Below are 15,177 nucleotides of genomic sequence, written 5' to 3' on the forward strand. Positions count from 1 at the left end.
TGACACATATTATCCCCCCAAATTCTAGAGGATCATCTATATAGATGATCTTCTTTTTTTAGTCTATATTCATTTTAAGCCAATCAAATAAAGTTTTGTACGCCAGCTTTCTTACAGGTATTTTAGAAAGAAATAAATCGTGCATTCCGTTGTGTATTGCATGAGTTGTAACCTCACCTTTAATCTTCTTAGCGTAATATTCGATGTGTTGTACGTTTAACACAGCATCCGCATACATAAAGTTATTCGTCCATTTTTTTTCATAAATAGTTTTATCGCTATGCATCACCAGCAAAGGAACATCCAATTTTAAGTGGTTTTGAATATTTTTATGGCCATTGTGTATAGCTCTAATAAAACTTAAACCTACCTTGGGTATTTCGTGAGGTTTCCAAGTTAAGTTATAGCTCCATTCACCAAACATATCTTTATGCAAACTATAACCGTAAAATTTAGAAAGACCACTAGAAATTATCTTATTGGGCATATATTTCCCTAAAAATGATAGAATGGGTACCCCTATTTTTCTTTCAAATGAATTAAGATTAAACTCATAAAAGGGGCTGTTGCAGATTACGCAGTGAAACAAGCCACTGTTTAAATGCCTTCCGGCATAGTTAGTTACTATCAAACCACCTGTAGAGTGCCCCAATAAAACCACCTTATTATTTCCTTCTAAATGAATAAGCTGCAAAGCTTTATTTATCTCCTCGTCATACTCCTCAAGGGAGCGTACATTATTTAACTTTTGGTGAGTCAAGAACGAACGACCATACTTTCTTAAATCTAACGCATAAAAATTAAATCCTTCACTATTAAAGTGATTTGCCATTTCACTTTGAAAGAAGTAGTCATTGAAACCGTGAATATATAGGACAGCTTTAGAAGATTTTACAAGCGATTTCTTACGAATTACAGTAGCAACCACCTCCCCTTCATAATCATCTGCTAATGCTAGGGTAATTTGCTGAAAATCATCACCCAATATATCTAATGAATACTGCCCTTTACTTAATTTCATAGTTATTTCATTTTATAAAGAGAAATATTGTACAAATTACATATTCTAACTTGAAATATAAGATAACCTAGAAAATTAGGTATTTTAACTATGCATCAATCTAACGTAAAAAGACGTCACATTTATAGTTAAGACTTCTTACTTAGTAGCGGCAATAAGACTTACTTCGGCTGCGCTCAAAATGAACTTCTCGTACTGTTCTAAAAAGTTATTTTCAAAAAAAAAGACTTCACATTCATAGTGAAGTCTTTTTACTTAGTAGCGGGAACTGGACTCGAACCAGTGACCTTCGGGTTATGAGCCCGACGAGCTACCTACTGCTCTATCCCGCGATATGGGTTTTCAATATTTCAACTTTAGCTTTTAACTTTTCGGTTCATAATGCCGACTGAAATATTGGACTGCAAAGATACAAACCTTTTACTAGTTTGCAAATAAAATTCCGAAGAAAATTCAACTATTTCAAAACCATTTTATAAATAACTGATTTTGAATGGTACCGACTATTAAAATCAGGAATAAAAATAAAAGAGACGGTTTATAGTGAAGTTAAAAGCGTCCCAATACACCCACTGCTCCCCAACAGCAGGTGTAATCGGTAGCTTAATTATGGTAAAAACCAAAATCTAAACATTAACGAGTTAAAATCTTTTCAACTATATAATGACACTGCAAATATATAGTCAATATTTTATTGATTTCGACCTAATGTATTAACGTATCTAAAAATTGGATAAACGTAAAATTAGAGGAAAAGAGTCACAGTTGTTCCAAACTCTGTATAGTCTATATCAAGAGTAGAATCTAAGTTATAATTTAAAAATTGTAAACGTTCTTTTATAAGTGAAATACCTTTTGAAGTTCGTTGGGTAGGTTCAGACCTTTTTTTACTCCCTATTCCATTATCAGCAATTACACATTTAAGCTTATTGTCGTCCATTTGATTAATAACAAGTGATAATTTTGGGTTTTTTATGTCCTTAGGAAATGCATGAACAAAAGCATTTTCGAGGAAAGGTTGCAGAATTAGATTTGGAATCTCCGTATCACAAATATCAATTTTAGAATCGATTACAAAGTTTATAGAAACACGATTTTCGTGACGTTCGTTCTCTATTTCGCAATACGTTTTTAGGTAGTCCAATTCCTCTTTTAAACTTATAAACGTGCGACTAGAATTATTTAAATTGGCTCTTACAAGCTTTGAAAACTTAACCAAATAACTCGAAGCCTTTTCATTTTCACCTATAACAACTAAGTGCTGAATACTGTTTAGAGCATTAAATATAAAATGTGGGTTCATTTGTGCTAATAAGGCTTTAGCTTTTAGTCTTTCAATGCGTTTATTAGTTGCAATTTCTTTTGCTGTAATTATTTGGTGTTGTTTTCTTTTACGGTTAAAATAAAGAGAAGTGATAAAGACTATTGCAGTAGCCACCAATAACCTAAACCACCACTGTTCATAAAACGGGGGGTTAATTGTAAATTCTAAAACAGACTTTTCAAACCACTGCCCAGTATATGTATCATTGACTCGAACAATTAAATTATATTCTGCAGGCTCTAAAAAACTCAAATTAATCTCTGGCAAATCCAATTTATTCCAATTTGAGTTATCTTTAATTTTATAATAAAACTCTAGCTTATTTGGGTATGGGTGAGAATTGGTTGAAATACTAATTTCAAGATTATTTTGTTCTGAATTTAGAATTATAGGCTTTTTTCCATGCCCATAAATAGTGTCATTAACCTTTATTTGTTCTACAAATAAATTATTAATCCTATGTTTAGAATTAACCAGACTTTTCAAATTCACTTGATATTCTCCTCCATCAGAACCAAGATATAGCACATCATTATGCACATTTATAGCATGAATATTCTTTGTTATCCCCTGATCTTCATTAATAAATATTTGCTTTTCATGGTTGTAAAAAAGAACTCCTCCCTCTGTTACAATTATTAGCCAATCCTGGTAAGAATCTAACATCAAAATCGAGTTTCCTTTAATCTCGGATCTATCAATCTTTCTTATTATTTTGAACCCATTCTTGAAATCTACTATAAATACATCTCCAAATTCATTCCCTATAGCGACATAATCATTGAAAGGAGCATGATGTCTAAGTTTTTTTTCTTTCCAAATCCCCGTATCTAAAAATGACTTAAATGTTTTATCATAAGAAAAAAGACCATTAAAAACTGACAGAAAATAAGTGGTTGAATCTTTTCTAAATGTTCCAACAATATTTGTAGGAGTATCGGGAAGTTCTTCGTCATAATATGTATACTTTAACGGATATTCACTTTCATAAACTCTTACTCCCCGATAAGGATTAGTTTCTATTAAGTTGTTATTTGATGTAAAATCAAACTCTAGCGTATGTAAGGGCAAGTACGATTCAAAAGTTCCATCTGGACGAAATCTATACAACCCGATATTTGTATTAATCCACACGTGAGTCTTTGATTTTTTAATAGTGTAAAAAATTATATCAGTTTCAGGAGTATCATAATTCAACTCATAAAAAAAATCTTCGTGTTTAGGTAAGTTGTTTTTATTAGCTTTCACATAGGCAACTTTCTGTTGTTTAAAAAAGCCAGCATCGTAATATTTGTTTGCTATATCTACACCATCATCATATAAACTAATTTTGTTTTGATTAAAATGATCTATTGCAATAATTTTTTTATGGTTAGAAGGATAATATTGAACCATTGGGTTTATGGATATCTGAAATAGTCCATTGTCTAAAGTTCCTGCGTACAATAACTCTAAAATTGGATTGTACTCAAGCACAACAAGTTTTTTACTATCTATCCCATGAACCTCTTCATAAGAATTTCCATCTTCAGAAAACTTTAATAATCCTCCGTTTTCTTCAAAAACTCCCCAGGCAGCACCATAAACAGTATTATCATTGGTAACAGCGTAATCCCAAATTATGGGAAAGTCTTCCCTTTTCGTACCCACAAGTACTTTATCGTTCAGCAAATCGGTTATGGCAAATACAGAAACAGCTCCCTTATTACTAACAAATAAGGAGTCACCAATTCTCTCTGAATCGTAAATAAATTTATGATCACTTATTTTCTCAAGAAAGTACTCGTTACTTTCATTTGAAATTTTATATATCCCAGTATTGTATGTAGTCGTAAACACTGTATTATTAAACTCACAGAATCCCGAAATACGCATTAAGGAATTTTCCTCATGGTTTAATGAAGCAATTACAGATTTAGTAGCAGTATTAATTATAGAAACCCCACCACTTGTACCTACATATAGAAAGTCACCGAACACACTTAAATGAGTAATATGGTTGTTTATTAACCCTTGATTGGTGTTAATAATTGTAAAATTGGCGCCGTCGAAATGCGCAACTCCATTCCCATAACTTCCTACCCATATATCTGTATTTGCATCTTCGGTTATTGCCCAAATATTATTAAGTGGTAATCCTTCCTCCTCAAAATAGGTTGATACTTTGTTATTGTGTTTTCTTACTAAACCATTATCTGTACCAATCCATAAAACACCGTTTTTAGAAAGATGTAGACTTCTTACTGTGTTATGGGGCAAAAAGTTTTTCGTAGAAAAATGCGTAACCGGTGGTGTTTGCGCATTACACATTAAGAAAGTCGTTATCAAATAAATGATAAATAAGCTATACTTTTTCAAGAACTCTATTTAAAAAATCATTTTCACGTCTATAGGAGACTTCGAGCGAGCTTCCATCGGTTAGTTTTACGGTTTTTTCTTTTTTATCATAGCTAACAACTGCTGCAAGAGCTACTATATAACTTTTATGAGTTCTAAAAAACAATGATTGTGGCAAACGTTTATCTACAGTTCTTAACGATTGAGAAACAACTATCTTTTTATCTCCCGCAATATGCACCTCACTGTAATTTCCATCTGCTTTTACAAAGAGAATATCATTTACATAGGTTAACTCAAAACCTGTAAGAGTATTGAAAAATATTCTTTTCTTACCTTCTTCTGCTTGATCAACGTAACTTTTAAGTAAGGCTATTTGCTCTTTCAGTGCATTAGAATTTGATTTCTCTACAACGTATCTCTGCATGGTTTCATATAATACCGACTCGTCTATAGGTTTTAAAATATAATCGAATGCACTATATTTAAAAGCTTGTATTGCATAACTATCATAGGCTGTTGTAAAAATCACATCGAATGTTGGGTTGGAGAAATAATTAAATAAGGCAAACCCATTTTCTTCAGGCATATGGATGTCTAAAAAAACGAGATCTATTGAGTTATTAACAATTAAAGTACATGCCTCTTTTATAGATTGAGCCGTGCCTACTACTGAAATAACATTAGAAAACTGTTTATCTATTAGTACTTTAAGCAATGAATTTGCGTGAGGTTCATCGTCTACGAGAATAACTTTTATCATAAATTATATTTATATAACCGAAATATCTTTTATAAATAATCTAAAAGAAATTCGAACTTTCCTTATATTTAGAGAAATGAATAAGACCTTAAAATACACAATATACGTCATTCTTGCATTTGGTGCTATAGTAATAGCATCAAATATTTACATAAATCACTTTTTGAAGAATAAGCTAGAAAATTTTATCGAAGAGCGATTACCAAAAAATATGGTTAGAGCTTATGAAAATATAACGGTTGAAACTTTTAGTGGTTCGCTATCTTTATCAAACGCTTCACTTATTATTCAAAATAAAAAAGACAGTGTAAAACACACTTTTGTTAATGTTGAAAAGCTTAAAATATCTAATATTAGCTACTGGGATTATTTATTTAATGATAAAATTCACGTTGAGTCCATTTCTTTGGAAAACCCACTTATAGCCTACTACCAAGACAAACAGTTAGCTGTAACAGACACAGTGCGAAAACCCGTTGCCAAAATTTACAAACCTATACTTATAGATCAAGTTAAAATCAACAACACCAAACTGGTGATTTTTGAAAGTGGAAAAGATTCTACAAAGGTTTACACAAATGGTTTAAGTGTAAAAGTTAACGGAATAAGGATAGACAATAAAACAGTAACTCGTAAAATACCGCTTGATTACAAAAGCTTAGAAGCAAAAAGCGACACAGCATTTGTAAAAGTTAGTGCTTACGAAAACTTAACAGTAGAAAATTTTTTAGTTAAAAATCGCAAAGCAACTTTTAATAAAATAAAGCTTAAAACGAAATATTCTAAAAGGGAGCTCTCAAAAATAATTCATAAAGAACGTGACCACTTTGACCTGTCATTAAAATCACTGTCAATTGACAATTTTGATTTTGGGTTTAACAATAACGACTTTTTTGCTAAAAGTAAGCTTATCACACTCGACGCTCCGATTTTAGAAGTTTTTAGAGACAAATTGGTTGCAGACGACTATAAGGTTAAACCGCTCTATAGCCAGATGCTACGCGAATTACCTTTTGAACTAACTGTGGATTCGCTTAATATTAAAAATGCAAATATTAAATACGAAGAAAGGCAGCATATTAAAAACATGGGAGGATCTATCAACTTCAAAAACTTAAATGCAGCAATTTCAAATGTTAGTAATACATACAAAAGTCCGGTAAAAACTAATTTAAGCATTTCCGCAGATTTTATGGACAACACCCCTTTTACAGCAGAATGGAGTTTCGATGTTCAGAATTTAGAAGATAGATTTTTGTTTAAAGCACAGGTAGGATCATTAGTGGCCGACAGGATGAATAGCTTTACCGAACCTAATTTAAATGTGCGTTTGGAAGGTCAGACCCATAAAACTTATTTTACTATTGATGGTAATAAGGAAACTTCAACTACCGATTTAAAGATTAATTATTCAAATTTTTCTGTTACAGTGCTTAAAAAAAATGACGCTTCAAAAAACAAATTTCTATCAGCAGTTGCCAATATATTTGTTTCTACCGACAGTAATAAAACCGATGACAATTACCGTGAAGGGGTTGCCGAAGCAACTCGCGATAAAACAAAATCCATCTTTAATTTTTTATGGATTAGTTTGAAGAATGCTCTGGCAAAAGCAATGACAGGGAGTGGTAAGAAATAGCTCCAAGTTTATTGAGATATACTTACAGCGGTAAACTCTATTAAAGCTCCATCTTCAAAACTAACTTCCAATTCTAAGGGATTGCAGCAAATTTCACAGTCTTCTATATATTTTTGATGTCTCACGGAAGTATCCAACAACATCGATATGCTTTCCCAACAATGTGGGCATTGAAAAAAATGTTCGTACATAATTGGGGATTTTTTGGAATTATTCTATAATTCGTTATTTTAAAAGATCATTTTCTGCTAACTCCTTCTCTATTGTTTCTTTTACAAATTTATACCCCGCATTTTTTGCGTAGAAAAAGTTTGCTAAAAACGAAAGAAACCTGTTTTTAAGTAGATATTTGACAATTAAGCCTATCCTATTTTTAATCTTCGACTTATAATGATTCTGAAAATCTGAAATTGACAATTTTGGAAAGGGTAAAACTTGAATATCTGCATCCTTACCGTAGGTTTCTGTATCAAATTTATTAATAAAATTTCGAAGTACTCGCATATCTGGAATTATTGGAAATAGTTTATCCCCTTTAACATCCATAGGAGGTACTGAAAATTCAAACCTTTCTTTAATTTCTGCATTGGGCTTAATGCTTAAGCGTGTTTCGATTTCTTCGGAAGGGATGGCAAAATAATACCTTAAAAAATCCTGACAATTTTTTCTACCTAGTTGGAAATCATGTGCCCGAAAATCACGACTTAGAAACCCTGCAAAACCACCTATAGGAGCAGAGGCTAAATCATTTTTACTTCTAACCCATTCTCCATTTTTTTTAATCTTTCTTACAGGTTCAATTAAAAACTTTGTTCGGTCACTTAAATCTAAGGCATCTAAAATTCCTTCTTGATTAAACATCACCTGATTTCGGAGTGATCTTAGAAGACCTTTTGCAATACTCGAAATACTTTTCCCACTTTTGGAAACGTCTTTATCCTTATTAGGGAATGGGTCTATCATTATAACCCCATATCTGCAAGCTTCAATACTTTTGGGATTTTTTTCTTTAAGCACTTTTAAGGCAATCCCGTACGGTTCGTTATTTATAACTCCACCATCAACAGAATTAAAAGTGTAGATATCACCTTCTGGCAACAAGGGTTCTATCCCTCTCGACTGATTGAATAAATATTTAGGATATCGTTTAATATATTCTGACGATATAGCCACCTCTCTAGACCGTAAACCAATCGGGAATGCTGCAGTACTTAGCGTTGCGTCCTTTAAATATTGAAGATGTTTTTTCTTTGAAATATCAAGTACATAATACAGCTCATCTTCACTTTCAGGAATGCCTGACTTATATTTATCATTCTGTAATTTATATCTAAAAAAGCCTCCGTGATTTGTAATAACGGTTCCTTTTGAAGAATCTCTACTGCCATCAAAATTTACCAAAAAGTTTATGCCGCGTAAATTGGTTGTCGTTAAGATAACATCTAAACTATCGGAAGCGTATTTAGGAATTTCTCGCTGTTCTCGTATTCTAATTGCTTCAGCTGCAATATCATCTATAGCCTTAGTATTTAACAACGAACGAACTTCTCCAAATTCTTTTAAGTCTTTATCTCCAAGAAGTTTGTCTATAGTACTACTATCTTTAGTATCTGCCATTTCTACCCAACTTCTATAAAAGATGTTATCTATACCATTCGGGTTTTCTTTATTTATGCTTTTGTAGTTTTTATCGGCTAACGCAAGTAAGGTGAGCGAACCTGATATACCACCTGCTGAAGAACCGCTCATTACATCAATTTCAACTTGATGCATGGGTATGGAATGATCGTAATCTGGGTGATTAACACCTCGACTTCTATTTAAAACTTTCGCTTTTTCCCAAAGCTCAAGTGTTTCTAATAAATAATCTAATACACCAGCAGTATATGCCCCAGCCGAAACCGCACCCGCCATTGTGAGACATAATTTAAATGTTTTTTCATTTTCCATAAGCTCGCGACCAATAATCAACTCGTTAACAAACAACAAGTTATAACAATTAATCCAAAGAACTTAGGCGTTATGCGATTTTTATGATAGAGATTCTAAGGTTTCTTGAAGCACTTCCCACTCTTCCATCAATTTTTTAAGCGACTTTTTCTTCTCTTGATACTTGTCAAAAAAATGAGGTTTAGCAATAGTTTCTTCGTAATTTATAAGTAATTCGGTATCTATAGCTGCAATTTCCTTTTCTAAGGAAGTTATTTTAGATTCAACATTACTTAGTTTGTTTTTTGCAGATTTTAATTTCTTTTGAATTTCGTATTCTTCACCTGCAGTTCGTTTCTCTTTAACTTCTGTAACGACCGTTTTCTTTTCGGCTTCACGCAAGTTTTCTAGGTTTCTTTGTTCTAAGAAAAAATCAATATCACCTAAGTATTCCTTGATGTGTTGATCTTTAAATTCGTAAACCTTATTGGTTAGCCCTTGTAAAAAGTCACGATCGTGAGAAACTAAAATTAAAGTTCCTTCAAAATTCCTTAAAGCGTCCTTTAAAACATTTTTAGATTTAATATCTAGGTGGTTAGTAGGCTCATCCATTACCAGAACATTAAAAGGCTGCAACATTAATTTGGCAAGGGCTAAGCGGTTTCGCTCTCCTCCACTTAATACACGCACATACTTTTCTACTTCGTCTCCTCTAAAAAGGAAAGAGCCCAAAATATCTCGAACTTTACTTCGGTTTTTCTCATTTGCCGCGTCAATCATAGTATCTAGTACAGTTTTGGTACCATCCAAATAATCGGCTTGATTTTGGGCAAAATACCCTATCTGTACATTATGACCTAAATTAAGTTTTCCTCCGTATTCAATTTCACCAACTATAATCTTTGCTAGAGTAGATTTACCTTGACCGTTTTGACCTACAAATGCTATTTTACTGTCTCTTTCTACTAATAAATCAATATCGTTGAGGACCTTCTTCTCTCCATAGTTTTTAGTAATTCCCTCTGCTTCTATAACTACTTTCCCTGGGGTAACCGATATAGGGAAATGTAATGTCATTACACTGTTATCGTCTTCATCTACCTCTATACGATCAATTTTGTCTAACTTTTTAATAAGGGATTGCGCCATGGTAGCTTTACTAGCTTTAGCTCTAAACTTATCAATTAGTTTCTCAGTTTGCTCTATTTGCTTTTGCTGATTTTTCTGAGAAGCTAATTGTTGTTCTCGTAATTCGTTGCGAAGAACTAAATACTGAGTGTACGGCTTGTTAAAATCGTAAATCTTTCCAAGTGAAATTTCTATAGTACGATTTGTAACATTATCCAAAAACATTTTATCGTGCGATACAATCACGACTGCCCCAGCATAGCCCTTTAAAAAATCTTCTAGCCATAAAATAGATTCAATATCTAGATGGTTTGTAGGTTCATCTAACAGCAATATATCGTTATTTTGAAGTAGAAGTTTTGCTAATTCAATACGCATCCGCCATCCACCAGAGAAAGTTTCTGTTAGCTTCCCAAAATCTTCACGTTGAAAACCTAATCCTTGTAAAATTCGTTCTGTTTCCCCTTGATAATTGTACCCACCATGTATTTCATATTGATGCTGTACATCATTCAAATCTATCATTAATTGGTGATAGCCATCACTCTCGTAATCCGTGCGTTCAGCTAATTGGGTATTGATTTGTTCTAATCGTTTTTCTAATTTTTTAATTTCAGTAAAAGCTTCATATGATTCTTCAAGAACTGTGCGACCCTTCTCAAAGTCGATGTCTTGCTTTAAAAATCCTATCGAAACTTCTTTATCAGTTGCAATCTGACCTGTATCATATTCTTGTTCACCTGCGATAATCTTTAGCAAGGTAGATTTTCCTGCACCGTTCTTCCCAACTAAACCAACTCGATCGCCAGGCTTTAATTGAAAGGTTATTTTTTCGAACAAATAGTCTCCTTGAAAGGAAACAGAAAGATTATGAATGTTGATCATTATGTCAAAAGTGAATTTAGATATCAGGATTGTAAAATACCACTGGTAATTGTTGCAAAGATGCTTAAATTTGCGGTTCTAAAAAAACACTGATGCAATTCTTAAAAGGTTCTAAGCTTTACAGTATTTTCACAAGCACATGTCCTGTTTGTCATAAAGGTGATATGTATATTGAAAACAATCCCTACAAGGTTATGAAGATTATGAAAATGCATGATCACTGTAGCCATTGTGGTAAGAAATTTAAAATAGAACCATCTTTCTTTTTTGGAGCCATGTATGTAAGTTATGCTGTTGGGGTTGCAGTTGCGGTTGCTGCATTTATTATAGCGTATTTTTTTATTGGACTAGATAGAAATTATGCCTTTTTAACCATAATTATTAGCCTAGCTGTCTTATTCCCTGTTATAGTAAGAGTTTCTAGAAACATTTGGATTAACCTCTTCGTAGATTACGATAAAGACGTCGCTGAGAGAAATAATGTAAATGAATAGTTATTCTTTCCAATTTTTAGCCCGTCCGATGTATATTTCCTTAGTTAGGGGCATCCCTTCTTCTAAATGCTTATACAATATTTCTGAAAGTAATGGCGCCATTAAAAATCCTCTAGATCCAAGCCCGTTAAAAAATACTAGGTTTGGATTTTCTTCTAAACTTCCAAGTAGCGGTCTGTGATCTTTTGTAGTGGGCCTAACACCAGCTTCTTGACTTATTATTTCAAATGGGCAATTAATGAACGACTTTAATTTTGACAGTATTTCATCTTTAGCTTCTTCGGTAGGATTTATACTATAATCATCACGTCTATAAGTTGAACCAACCTTGTATTTATCACTACCCAATGGAATTACATAGATAGATCCTTTCAAAAAAGTTTTAACTTTTAAATCTGTAGCTTTAATAACAATGTATTCTCCCTTATTTCCTATTAATGATTTTTTAAGGAAAAAGGGATTATTCACCACGCTAGAGCCCTCTGCAAAGATGATTTTTTTTGCAATAATGTTTTTATAAACAACGCAATTTTCTTTTTGATGAAGTTGTTCATATTCAAAATTTTCAGTGATTAATTTTTCTTTGCTTTTTAAATATTCTCGATATTCAGCAAGCAAATTTTCAGTATTAATTTGAGCTGTTCCTAATACTTTTCCGAACCCTAAAGGAGCTTCTATAGCTGGATTATTATTTTTAACAAAAGTTGAAGATAAAAAACTCTCTAATTCAATTTTATCGCTGGCTACAGTCCAATTATTTTGTTCTTCTACACTTTTAAAAATACGTTTAATCGATTTTTCTTCAAAGAAATCAGTTTGTATTTTCCTAGATAGCGATTTGTAAAAATTAAAAGCATATGGATGAAATTTAGAGACATTCCAAGTAGCTGTAAAGCGTTTTAATACAGTTGGATTAAAAACACCTCCAGATTTGGCCGTAGAGCCATCTACATTGCTATCTATAAGCATAAAGCTCTTGCCATGTCGAAGAAGTTGTTCAGAAATACAAATTCCTGCAATCCCCAACCCTACTACTATATAATCTTTTTCGACCATTACCTCTTGCGGATATATTTAATATATTGAAAACCTATTAAAAAATAAACCCTTCAAATTCCAAAATGGAAAATGAAGGGTTTTATTATGCCTTGATAATTATAGAATTAATAATTCCACATATCTAATTCAATATTTCGAATTTGTTCTTTAATTCTATTAGATTCCATTAATTGCATAAGTGCATTATCATTAATATAATCCTTAACATCTCTATCACCTTGAATATTATCTTCTCTATAGATTACGGCACTAAAGCGTCTAGAGTTTAACAGATGGTCAAAAGTAATTGGTTGAGAAGTATTACTTCTATTAAAGGTTCTCGCATTGTGCAATACTTCACGAGCTCCTGGGAACCACACCCAAAATAGTTCAACTTTTGAATCTACTCCATCATCAGGAAATGCTTTTGAACGGGCTTCATTGGCAACTGGGCAGAGACCTAACAAACGGTACTTTAATTCCCCTTGACGTTTGTCTACATACCAATAACCTCTAATTCGCCATTCTTCAATATCTCCAGCATCCAAAGTAAATCGACGAACATATTGTGGATCAACTACACCCTCAGCATTGTATTGTTCAATACCTAAGTCTGTAGTATCGCTGTAAACTAAGGAAGTTTCTAGATCGTCTAACGTTCGTTTTTCAGTAAAATATGAATCTGCATATACAGCATCAATTTTACCGTTTTTAATGTTTTTTACTAAAACATCGTAAAGAGAACGTCTGTCTGATCCAATGTTGTTTGTATCTATAGGATAGTACAATGGGAAGTTTACTCTCTCGTTAAGATCAATAATCTCCCAAGTAGTTTTAGCCCACAGTACATCACGACTATCTGTATAGCCATAAGGCAACGGACCATCATTATCGTAAGTGATTTGGGCTTCGGTCTTTTGGCCTATTTCCTCTGGAGTTTTGGCGTTTAGAATATTCAACTGCGCATGAGCACTAGCCGCCATTCCAAGACCTAAAACACATAAAACAACATTTCTCAAAGTCATAAAACTTATTTTTAATTTTTTAATTTGTCAATTCGATAATTACTGGAGCGGTTTTCTTAAGCATTACACCACTACCAGAAACTTTTGCGTTAATATCGAAAATCTGAACGGTTTCACCTCTTCCAGCTTTTCTAATTGCACTTTTAGCTGCACCATTCAACTTAGTTCCGTTAACACGTACAGTTGGTTGCCCTGGCACTTTTAGACTAAAGCCTGAAACATTTAGATTAATGTCAAAATCGAAGTCTTCTAATACTGCAGATACAGATGAAATCTCTAACCCTTGACGTTGCATTCTTACTAAACCAGTTTCACCTCTAATAGCTCCAACTGGTGCAGGAATATCTTTAATTCTAAATTCAGCAGGTGTTCTCACACCTGTTCCATCAGGTAAAGTACCACTAGCAGTAATTGTTACTGTTCTTCCAGATCCTGGACGCATCACGTATTTACTACCTGAAACTTTAGATAAACCTGGAGCAGAAGCGTTAACTTTATTATCTGGAATACCAGGAATAGAAACCGTCATTGGGTTGTCTACACCACGATACACTACATTCATTTTATCGGCAGCAATTACAGCAGAATTAGGTTTTGAAATTGTTGAGAATCCTAAGTTAACAGGAACCTTAGTTTCTTTACCATCTTCTAAGAAGATTAAATCTCCTTCAATTTTATGGTCACCTGGAGAACCTGCAGTAATATTAAGCATTACTTTACCATTTTGGATAGAGTATTGATCTGCACTTAATGGCTTACCATCTAATGTAAGTTTAACTTCGTTAGGTTTAGTATTTGGATCTTTACGACCTAACACAATACCTCCGTCAAACTTCTCACCTGCATAATAAGCAGTCTTACTAGTTTCTAACAGTGTGTTGTATTGAGAAAAAGACAATGCAGCAGCTTGTTGTCCTGCTAACATATTTGATAAAATCTCGTTCTCAGTAGTTTTGATATCACTCTGCATCTGCGTTAACTTAGTTCTAGAAGCAACCATAGGGAAACCTTCATAGTGGTAGTTTAACCACGGTAATGTAACACCGTCACCGCGTTTTACAGGTTCAGTTGCGAATTTTTTAGAAACATCAGCTGCTATATTAGCATATCTCTTGTTTTCACCAATAACTGAAAGTATACTAGTTTTATAATTATTTATTTGGTCTAAAAATTCTTGTCCAGCTTTTGTGTACTTGTCGCCATTAAAAAGTTTTTGATCTAAAAAGTCTGATCTATCTTGCATTTCATAGCTTTCAGCATCTTCAGGTTTAATAGTGCTCATCATTTCACTTTTAAGACCTTCTAAGTATGAATCAAACTCATCAGATATTTGACTAATCTGTTCAGCCTTTTCCTTTACTTCACCATATTGTTCTGGTTGTTCAACAGCTTTTGATGCTAAATTCTCCATAAAAGCATTGTTACGTGCCTCTGCTGCAGTATTAGACTCTGTTAAACGTTCATTTAATAAACCAAAAGCCGAAAGCACTTCTTTTGACATGTTCAACGCCATCATCGCGATGAATATCAAATACATCATGTTAATCATTCGTTGCCTTGGGGATAGTTTTCCTCCTGCCATTTTTATTCTATT

11 protein-coding genes and 1 tRNA gene are annotated in these 15,177 nt (G+C 33.1%); 2 read left to right on the top strand and 10 right to left on the bottom strand.

Translation table 11 applies throughout. From position 1 onward, the window contains the following. Positions 1 to 58: 58 nt before the first annotated feature. From RT250_RS02575 to RT250_RS02590, 4 genes are all read right to left on the bottom strand, one after another. The gene (locus RT250_RS02575; RefSeq protein ID WP_313111857.1) at positions 59 to 1,021 is read right to left on the bottom strand and encodes an alpha/beta hydrolase; all 963 of its coding nucleotides are present in this window, start codon (positions 1,019 to 1,021) and stop codon (positions 59 to 61) included. Positions 1,022 to 1,280: 259 nt separating this feature from the next. Continuing rightward, positions 1,281 to 1,353: transfer RNA gene (locus tag RT250_RS02580), tRNA-Met, on the bottom strand. A gap of 413 nt (positions 1,354 to 1,766) precedes the next feature. Beyond that, positions 1,767 to 4,604 carry a sensor histidine kinase gene (locus tag RT250_RS02585; protein WP_313111859.1) on the bottom strand — a complete coding sequence of 946 codons (2,838 nt, stop codon included), beginning with the start codon at positions 4,602 to 4,604 and terminating at the stop codon, positions 1,767 to 1,769. An 85-nt stretch (positions 4,605 to 4,689) separates the two neighbouring features. Continuing rightward, positions 4,690 to 5,445, bottom strand: coding sequence for a LytR/AlgR family response regulator transcription factor (locus RT250_RS02590; RefSeq protein WP_313111861.1), 756 nt, complete (start codon positions 5,443 to 5,445; stop codon positions 4,690 to 4,692). Between the two features lie 76 nt (positions 5,446 to 5,521). On the opposite strand from RT250_RS02590, the gene RT250_RS02595 reads away from it, so the two are divergent. Then, the gene (locus tag RT250_RS02595) at positions 5,522 to 7,084 is read left to right on the top strand and encodes an AsmA family protein (RefSeq protein WP_313111863.1); all 1,563 of its coding nucleotides are present in this window, start codon (positions 5,522 to 5,524) and stop codon (positions 7,082 to 7,084) included. 8 nt (positions 7,085 to 7,092) lie between these two features. On the opposite strand, the gene RT250_RS02600 is transcribed toward RT250_RS02595, so the two are convergent. The 3 genes from RT250_RS02600 to RT250_RS02610 are packed head-to-tail and all read right to left on the bottom strand — an operon-like array spanning position 7,093 to position 11,026. Continuing rightward, the gene (locus tag RT250_RS02600; RefSeq protein WP_139855491.1) at positions 7,093 to 7,275 is read right to left on the bottom strand and encodes a CPXCG motif-containing cysteine-rich protein; all 183 of its coding nucleotides are present in this window, start codon (positions 7,273 to 7,275) and stop codon (positions 7,093 to 7,095) included. Positions 7,276 to 7,309: 34 nt separating this feature from the next. After that, positions 7,310 to 9,073 carry a patatin-like phospholipase family protein gene (locus RT250_RS02605; RefSeq protein ID WP_313111867.1) on the bottom strand — a complete coding sequence of 588 codons (1,764 nt, stop codon included), beginning with the start codon at positions 9,071 to 9,073 and terminating at the stop codon, positions 7,310 to 7,312. Positions 9,074 to 9,115: 42 nt separating this feature from the next. Continuing rightward, the gene (locus RT250_RS02610) at positions 9,116 to 11,026 is read right to left on the bottom strand and encodes an ABC-F family ATP-binding cassette domain-containing protein (RefSeq protein ID WP_313111870.1); all 1,911 of its coding nucleotides are present in this window, start codon (positions 11,024 to 11,026) and stop codon (positions 9,116 to 9,118) included. A 92-nt stretch (positions 11,027 to 11,118) separates the two neighbouring features. Here RT250_RS02610 and RT250_RS02615 point away from each other — a divergent pair, with 92 nt between their 5' ends. After that, positions 11,119 to 11,520 (top strand): DUF983 domain-containing protein, encoded by a 402-nt coding sequence (locus RT250_RS02615; RefSeq protein WP_313111872.1) that lies wholly within the window; start codon positions 11,119 to 11,121, stop codon positions 11,518 to 11,520. On the opposite strand, the gene RT250_RS02620 is transcribed toward RT250_RS02615, so the two are convergent. The 3 genes from RT250_RS02620 to porM all read right to left on the bottom strand — a co-directional run bounded on the left by RT250_RS02620 (position 11,521) and on the right by porM (position 15,165). Next, positions 11,521 to 12,576 carry an NAD(P)/FAD-dependent oxidoreductase gene (locus RT250_RS02620; RefSeq protein ID WP_313111874.1) on the bottom strand — a complete coding sequence of 352 codons (1,056 nt, stop codon included), beginning with the start codon at positions 12,574 to 12,576 and terminating at the stop codon, positions 11,521 to 11,523. Between the two features lie 107 nt (positions 12,577 to 12,683). After that, positions 12,684 to 13,583 carry a type IX secretion system ring subunit PorN/GldN gene (porN, locus tag RT250_RS02625; protein ID WP_313111876.1) on the bottom strand — a complete coding sequence of 300 codons (900 nt, stop codon included), beginning with the start codon at positions 13,581 to 13,583 and terminating at the stop codon, positions 12,684 to 12,686. A gap of 19 nt (positions 13,584 to 13,602) precedes the next feature. Further along, positions 13,603 to 15,165 (bottom strand): type IX secretion system motor protein PorM/GldM, encoded by a 1,563-nt coding sequence (gene porM / locus RT250_RS02630; RefSeq protein ID WP_313111878.1) that lies wholly within the window; start codon positions 15,163 to 15,165, stop codon positions 13,603 to 13,605. Between the last annotated feature and the right edge of the window lie 12 nt (positions 15,166 to 15,177).

It is taken from the genome of Aequorivita sediminis, assembly GCF_032080575.2.
Taxonomy (GTDB): Bacteria; Bacteroidota; Bacteroidia; order Flavobacteriales; family Flavobacteriaceae; genus Aequorivita; species Aequorivita sediminis.

What these genes read in the sequence shown, in the direction of transcription:
- RT250_RS02575 (WP_313111857.1), bottom strand. Translation starts at nt 1,021, where the DNA reads ATGAAATTAAGTAAAGGGCAGTATTCATTAGATATATTGGGTGATGAT.
- RT250_RS02590 (WP_313111861.1), bottom strand. Translation starts at nt 5,445, where the DNA reads ATGATAAAAGTTATTCTCGTAGACGATGAACCTCACGCAAATTCATTG.
- RT250_RS02595 (WP_313111863.1), top strand. Translation starts at nt 5,522, where the DNA reads ATGAATAAGACCTTAAAATACACAATATACGTCATTCTTGCATTTGGT.
- RT250_RS02600 (WP_139855491.1), bottom strand. Translation starts at nt 7,275, where the DNA reads ATGTACGAACATTTTTTTCAATGCCCACATTGTTGGGAAAGCATATCG.
- RT250_RS02610 (WP_313111870.1), bottom strand. Translation starts at nt 11,026, where the DNA reads ATGATCAACATTCATAATCTTTCTGTTTCCTTTCAAGGAGACTATTTG.
- RT250_RS02615 (WP_313111872.1), top strand. Translation starts at nt 11,119, where the DNA reads ATGCAATTCTTAAAAGGTTCTAAGCTTTACAGTATTTTCACAAGCACA.
- RT250_RS02620 (WP_313111874.1), bottom strand. Translation starts at nt 12,576, where the DNA reads ATGGTCGAAAAAGATTATATAGTAGTAGGGTTGGGGATTGCAGGAATT.
- porN (WP_313111876.1), bottom strand. Translation starts at nt 13,583, where the DNA reads ATGACTTTGAGAAATGTTGTTTTATGTGTTTTAGGTCTTGGAATGGCG.
- porM (WP_313111878.1), bottom strand. Translation starts at nt 15,165, where the DNA reads ATGGCAGGAGGAAAACTATCCCCAAGGCAACGAATGATTAACATGATG.